This window comes from Dyadobacter bucti, assembly GCF_005869225.1.
In the GTDB taxonomy this organism is placed as follows: domain Bacteria; phylum Bacteroidota; class Bacteroidia; order Cytophagales; family Spirosomataceae; genus Dyadobacter; species Dyadobacter bucti.
This window is the reverse complement of record NZ_SWFP01000031.1, coordinates 1-6,970: the sequence shown is the minus strand read 5'-3', so window position 1 is coordinate 6,970 and position 6,970 is coordinate 1. Positions and strand designations below refer to the sequence as shown.

Genomic DNA, 6,970 nt, shown 5'->3' with positions numbered 1-6,970 from the left:
GGTCAACACTCAAAACAGGTGGATTGTCAAATCGTTGCCGAGCTTCTGAGGTCAGGTATTCTTTTCTTGGCATGAGGAGATTTTGTTGTACAAAAAAACGCTGCTCAGAATGTACAAACTAACTAGCCCATGTAAATCGGATCGAGCCTCTCAAACCCGGGGCATACTTTATCAAAATAGTAAAATAAACTTGTACATCAATCTAAGTACATTAAATTTGATCAAGCAGATGCATTAAAGTAGACAAAAATGAAAATAGGATACGCAAGGGTCTCGACCCAGGACCAGAATTTGGAAATGCAGCTGGATGCTCTGGGCAAAGCAGGTTGCGAAAAGGTATTTCAGGAAAAGGCTTCCGGAATAAAATCGGATCGGCCACAGCTTGAGGCAATGCAGCAGATCCTTCGCGAAGGTGATGTGATATACATTTATAAACTGGACCGGTTAGGCCGCTCTTTAAAACATTTACTTGAAATGACCTCCGATTTTGAAAAGCGGGGGATTGGCCTGGTATCGATCAATGATCATATTGATACGACCACCGCTCAAGGAAGGCTCATATTTAATATTTTCGCTTCGCTTGCCGAGTTCGAGCGGGATCTGATCCGTGAGAGGACACGGTCTGGCCTGGAAGCTGCCCGCGCCAGGGGAAGAAAGGGAGGACGGAGCCGGGGGCTTTCCAAAGAAGCTGAGAAGAAAGCGATGCTAGCTCAAACCCTGTATAATGAACGCAAGTTGGGAGTGAATGAAATTGCTGCTGATCTGGAAATTTCAAAAATGACCCTTTACAAATATTTGAGACATAGAGGAGTTAAGATTAGCGGTAAAAGCACAGTTGATTGATACTATTTTCATTTCAAGGACATTAGATTTTCATATACAGGCACAACGCCGAAGTCGTGAGGGTTTTTACGGTCAGCCGCTAATGTCACTTCTTTTAATCAAACCCAAATTTCGAATTGGGCATTGCGGTCGTCACTATAGTCTTCGGCACTGATTCCAAGCTACATTTGCAACTGTGATTAGACCACAAATCCCCCCGCCTAGCCGTCTATCCTATAATCAAGCCGCCGTATTTTCTCAGTCTCTGTTGGACAGAATACGGCCAGTTTATATTGGCTCCCAGGCTTCAATGTTTTTCCGAAATTCTTATCCAGGTAAAAGCCTTCCTTATAGTAATCGCCCTTGGTAAGCATGTTCAACCTGCCATTTTTGACGGGATTGGCAACAAATAGATAGATATTCTTGTCATTGTATACGACGAGATAGATACCTTTAAAATAATTCGAAACCGATGGGTAATCGTCTGTATGTATGGTAAGACATTTTCCGGACCTGCCGCTGCATCCCTCATTTTCAGAGATCCGGACATTTTCCAAAAAAGATGCCCTTTCTAATTCGCTATGCGAGAGTTCGGGAAAAACCGGGTTGAATACATAAACTGGCTGCAAGTTTGCAGAAATGGAATCGCTGAGCATTTTACTGGCACCTTCATAATAAGAGGTGTGTCGGTAGATGATCCACTGCCCATTGTTGTTATAATTGAAAAGACCTGAGAGAAAATAGGACTTATAGTTTGTGAGCTTGTCATAGTTGGTGTAATAGTTGAATAAAAGCATCAGCAAACTCGCACCTCCGAAAAACAATCCAACCCACTTTTGCTTTTTAAAATGGATCAGGCAAAAACAGTAAACCAAAATCCAACATAGCATGGAGTAAATCTTGTACCGGCTCGATAACGTGTTCATGGCAGCGCCAGACGTTCTGGAGTAAGCCATGACAACTGCGGTGATTAAAATGAATGCAGCCATACCAAGCCACACTAATCTTAAAGTCGCGGTATTTCTATTTTCGCTTTGGGATGGCCTTTTTCTCAAAAAAAGAAGACTGCCTACGCCGATAGATACAAACAAAAATAACCCTAGCATCACTGCCGGAATGTTTGATGCAACAATTGCAGAGTTACTATTTTCCGTGTAATCCAGGATGCCGCCGACAAAACCAAAGAGATTATACATTAAGTACAACGGCTGCTTAAAATGTTCGGTAACACTGAAAGCATTGGTACCACTATAGGCCTCAAAATCCTGGAAATATAGTATTACAGCCGCCACAGCAATAAGTCCAAAAATCACTGCGCTTTTAATCCTTTTTTGGTAGACCAGGACTGCGATTGCTGCAACGAAAGAGAACATTCCGTTGCCAAAAGAAAATGTGGCCAGCAGTGCTGTTAGTATTGCAAGGATGGCACCGGCCCGGCCATGGTATACAAGCAGGTAAATGGTCAACAGCCCTAGAAAAGCAACTGGCATGTATACCGTGCTTGCCCCGGCCCATAGATTGGCTTCATAAGTGACCGGGCTGAACAGTGTCAGCACAACCGGTATAAGATAGTATAAAGAAGCACCAGTCCTTTTAATCAGTTTCCAAAACAGGATAGTAAACCCTACCAGGGTGAAATTGCCTATCATGATGATCGTAACGAAGTTGACGTGGCTAGTCAGCCAATAAGACAAAAGCGCTGTAAACCTGGAATACACAATCCGGTGCTCAACCCACTGTCCTAGCAAAAGGTGCCAACGCTCCGAAAGCGTGGATGCATCCTGGAACTGCTGAGTGAAAAGCAAAAGGCAATAAAGGTCATCGCCGTTTGGTACATTGACCGAATTACTGACAACCAGGGAAAAAAATAATAAGATAAGCGCAAGGCAAATGCCCATAGCCAGAATCGAGTGTAGTTTCATACAAACTGGATTGTATTGTAGAAATCTTTGAAAAATGAAGTGAGAACCCTTTGTCGCCAAATACGTTACAATCGCCAAAGGCATCATTGATGCCCCTGGCAACAAAGCATATCCGGAAATGGCTAGAACTCGGATGTATTATAGGTAGCACAAGTCAATTGCTAGTTGCACTTAATACGAACTAAACAACAACCCGGTACGTAGGATCTTCAATGATATTGACATCAATGACATCGTTTGCATCTCGCAGTAACTGGCGGCAATCAGGGCTCAGGTGCTTCAAATGCACTTTTTTGCCTGCCTTGTGATAGCGCTCTGTAATCTTGTTAACAGCCTCGATACCAGACATGTCCGCAATCCGACTTTCTGAAAAATCGATCACTACTTCAGCCGGATCGGCTAAAACCTCAAACTTATCATTGAACGCACTGACTGAGCCGAAGAAAAGTGGCCCATAAATTTGGTAGTGCTTTACACCCTTCTCATCAATGTACTTTTGAGCCCGGATCCGCTTGGCATTTTCCCAGGCAAAGACAAGCGCGGAGATAATAACGCCAATCAAAACAGCCAGTGCCAGGTTGTGCAGCAACACCGTTACAGCGGCTACCAGGATACCTACAAAAATGTCATGCTTAGGCATCCTTCCGATCATTCTAAAACTAGCCCACTCGAAGGTGCCAATAGCTACCATTCCCATCACCCCGGTCAAAGCTGCCATCGGGATTTGCTCAATCAAACCAGAGCCAAACATGATAAACGCAAGCAACATCAATGATGCGACAATCCCTGAGAGCCTGGCGCGCGCTCCAGAGGATATATTGATCAGGCTTTGCCCTATCATTGCGCAGCCACCCATTCCAGAAAAGAACCCGGTTATAATGTTAGCCATACCTTGCGCAACAACTTCCTTGTTCCCCCTGCCTCTTGATTCGGTAATTTCATCAATCAGGTTCAGGGTCAACAAGCTTTCAATCAGCCCTACACCGGCTACTATCGCAGCATATGGTAGGATAATTAGTAATGTGTCTAGCGTGAAAGGGACAGAGGGAATATGAAAAGGAGGGAATCCCCCTCGAATCGAGGCTATATCCCCAACCGAGCGCGTATCAATATTAAAACCTATTACAATAGCTGATATTACCAGGATTGCGGCCAGTGAAGAAGGGATTGTCTTTGTCAGTTTAGGCAATCCCCAGATGATTAGCATCGTTAGCAGCACAAGCCCGAGCATAGTATAAAGCGGACTTCCTGCTAACCAGGATACATTACCAATTCCATCTACTGTTTGAAACTGGGCGATTTGCGACATGAAAATAACAATGGCAAGCCCGTTGACAAAACCGAACATGACCGGATGTGGAACCAGGCGAATGAATTTGCCAAGCTTCAATAGGCCAGCAACAACCTGTATAGTCCCAGCTAAAACGACGGTGGCAAATATGTATTCTACGCCGTGGGTCTTAGCGAGCGCGACAATAACAACGGCAATGGCACCGGTAGCTCCTGAGATCATACCCGGCCGGCCGCCGAAAATGGATGTAATCAATCCTATTGAAAATGCAGCATAAAGGCCTGTAAGTGGTGAGAGGCCTGCTATTAATGCAAAAGCTACGGCTTCCGGTATCAGGGCCAAGGCCACGGTCAACCCGGAAAGAATTTCTGTTTTATAATTAACTTTTTGAGAGAAATCGAAAATATTGAGGTAACCCTTCATGGACATGAGGTTATAGAGTATTGATATCCTCGCCCTTGCTAATACCCAAACACAAATAGCCATTTAGGCCACTTAATTCACGGCAAGTAGAGCAGAGAAATACCTAAATAATAGGATTATTTCCGGAATAAATTTCCAATAAGAGAAGCAACCCGAATATGGGTTAAGAAAATCTTCAGGGGGGACCACCGACTGGTGATGAAGATTTGAGGCTGTATGTATGATGTTGTGATATCATTTGCCTGCAAAACTATCGACTACGACTTGCATAACCTAACTTTCTTAAAAAAATCGATTTAAGCGGAGTCTGAGAACGCATCTTAAAGACGTAAAAAAAAACATCTTTTCTGTCCACACTTTCTACGCAATCACCACCAAAATTCAGCTATTTGAATTATTTGAAGATATACGTTGAAACCAGTTCGTCATCTTACCCAGGCTTTTTCTATTAGCAATTTTTAAAAAGAACCTTTGTAGACGCTCGGCATAGTTTTCTAAAATATATTCCATTTGTTGCTTCATTGCGTGAAGCGAATAATAACCAGGATCAGGCACGCTGCTAATAATTTTCGATTGAGGGAATCTGATAGTGGGATCCGCGCACCGATAAATGCCATAGGGATGCTTGTCAGGGCAAAAGGCCAGAACTTTTCCCACCGGAAATATCCTAGGCTACAATAGGCGCATTGATCTAAAAGACGCATACATTGGCAATTTCATTTCCGTGATATGCTTCTGCACCCTTATCTGATCGTTTTATTTAGCCCTGACAAACCTTAATTTAACTATATAGCTGTTAGCTGGGTGATGATAATCAGGCAAGTGTACCCTCTTGCCAGTCAGCTGGCGGATTAGATCATTATTAAGCTCATCATCTCTGGTGAATACCTTCACTTTTCCTATAGCGCTACCTTCACCGATAGAAAATTGTATCACTACTATTCCACCATTTGCCCCAAGAACAGTAGGATAATCAATAAGGGAAGATAATTGATTGCCTATTTCATGCGGCTTCTCCCGAACCGAAAGAGGAGAGCAAGTTGCCACAGTGGTAAAGAAGACCGAAAACAAAATCATCAAACCTTTCATTTCGATAAAGGTTAATATGCTTTCCTTAGATTATCTGCAAATGCATTTGGAAGCAAGCTGAGCTCTACGGCCTTCGCTGCTTTTTCGACATCGTATTCAACCCTTACAAATTCAACCTGAACAGCATCCTTAGACTTGCTGTTTGCCATTTGGTCAATGTTGATAAGTACATAGCAAGCGCGCGCATCACCATCTTTGGGTTTACCGACAGAACCCGTATTAACCAGGTGATGAAAATGTTCAATACCATTCTCTCCCGAATTAATAACACGGTGATAAGGCTTGTGAGAGTGCCCAAAGCAAAGGATATCCGCTTTAAATTCCTTGACCAGTTCCAGCATGTACTGCTCTGATAGCTCCTGCAACAGATATTCGTTAATGCTTCGCGGGCTTCCATGGACCAGCAGCATATTGAGCTGCTGATCATTAAGTTGAAATTCTAACCTGAGATGCCTGGGAAGTGTTAATAGGTAATCCCTTTCCTTGCTTCCGACCAGTTTATAGGCATACTCACTATTTTCTTCCTTGCTGCACTCGTCTTGCGATGAAAGTATTTTCGAAACTTTCAGGTCGTGATTTCCTGCAATGGTCGCAATACCATGTTTGTGGACCAGACCAATTACCTGATTAGGCCATACGTTGTAGCCGATCAGATCGCCCAGACAGTAAACCGCATCAGGCTGTTGTTTTTCCAGATCTTCCAACACCGCCTCGAAAGCGGGAAGGTTTGCATGGATATCAGATAGTAGTGCTATTTTCATTTTCCCAGACGTAATGATTCCGCATATGCATCAGGAAGGATACTGTCTTCTACGGCTTTCGCCGCTTTTTCAACATCGTACTCAAAACGTATAAACTCTACCGTAATACTATCTTTACCTGATATTGATGCATCCGCATTAATATGCAGGATCACATAACCACCTCTTGAATCTCCATCCTTTGGTTTACCCACCGATCCAATGTTGATTGCATGACGGAAATGGTCTGTCCCATCTGTTTGCACTGAGTCCAGTATCCGGTGATAGGGTTTGTGGGTATGACCAAAAAGCATCACATCTGCACCGGCCTGCTCCATGATCCGAAGCATGCTTTTTTCGTCGCGATCTTCAAACAGGTATTCGTTGATCCGGCGTGGGCTGCCATGCACCAGAAGCACCGAAAGTGATTTATCATTTAACTGGAAGTCCAGACGAATGTGCGCCGGCAGCGTTCTTAAATAAGCCCGCTGTGCGTCCCTGACGATCTCATTTGTAAAGGCAATCGATACTTTGCCATTTTCTTTTTCTTCGTCTGTCTTATATGCGCAGCCGCAGTCGTCGCTGGTTCTTCCGATTCCAAAATCGTAATTGCCGGCAATGGTAGGGATTCCCCGCTTTCTAATCTGGTCTATAACTTCATTAGGCCAAATGTTATAACCGAC

At 43.7% G+C, this 6,970-nt stretch carries 6 protein-coding genes; 1 reads left to right on the top strand and 5 read right to left on the bottom strand.

What is annotated here, in order from left to right; genetic code table 11:
* Nucleotides 1-249: 249 nt before the first annotated feature.
* Nucleotides 250-843 (top strand): recombinase family protein, encoded by a 594-nt coding sequence (locus FBF61_RS34320; RefSeq protein ID WP_138485508.1) that lies wholly within the window; start codon nucleotides 250-252, stop codon nucleotides 841-843.
* Between the two features lie 200 nt (nucleotides 844-1,043).
* On the opposite strand, the gene FBF61_RS34315 is transcribed toward FBF61_RS34320, so the two are convergent.
* The 5 genes from FBF61_RS34315 to FBF61_RS34290 all read right to left on the bottom strand — a co-directional run.
* Entirely contained in the window at nucleotides 1,044-2,744 is a 1,701-nt protein-coding gene (locus tag FBF61_RS34315) for a hypothetical protein (RefSeq protein ID WP_138485507.1), read from the bottom strand.
* Nucleotides 2,745-2,925: 181 nt separating this feature from the next.
* On the bottom strand, nucleotides 2,926-4,458 hold the full coding sequence (locus FBF61_RS34310) for a SulP family inorganic anion transporter (protein ID WP_138485506.1): 1,533 nt from the start codon (nucleotides 4,456-4,458) through the stop codon (nucleotides 2,926-2,928).
* A 756-nt stretch (nucleotides 4,459-5,214) separates the two neighbouring features.
* Nucleotides 5,215-5,547 (bottom strand): hypothetical protein, encoded by a 333-nt coding sequence (locus FBF61_RS34300; protein ID WP_138485505.1) that lies wholly within the window; start codon nucleotides 5,545-5,547, stop codon nucleotides 5,215-5,217.
* An 11-nt stretch (nucleotides 5,548-5,558) separates the two neighbouring features.
* Nucleotides 5,559-6,308, bottom strand: a complete 750-nt coding sequence (locus FBF61_RS34295) for a metallophosphoesterase family protein (protein WP_138485504.1) — start codon at nucleotides 6,306-6,308, stop codon at nucleotides 5,559-5,561.
* A partial coding sequence (locus FBF61_RS34290; protein WP_138485503.1) for a metallophosphoesterase family protein occupies nucleotides 6,305-6,970 on the bottom strand: 666 nt, incomplete at its 5' end. The genes FBF61_RS34290 and FBF61_RS34295, both read right to left, overlap by 4 nt.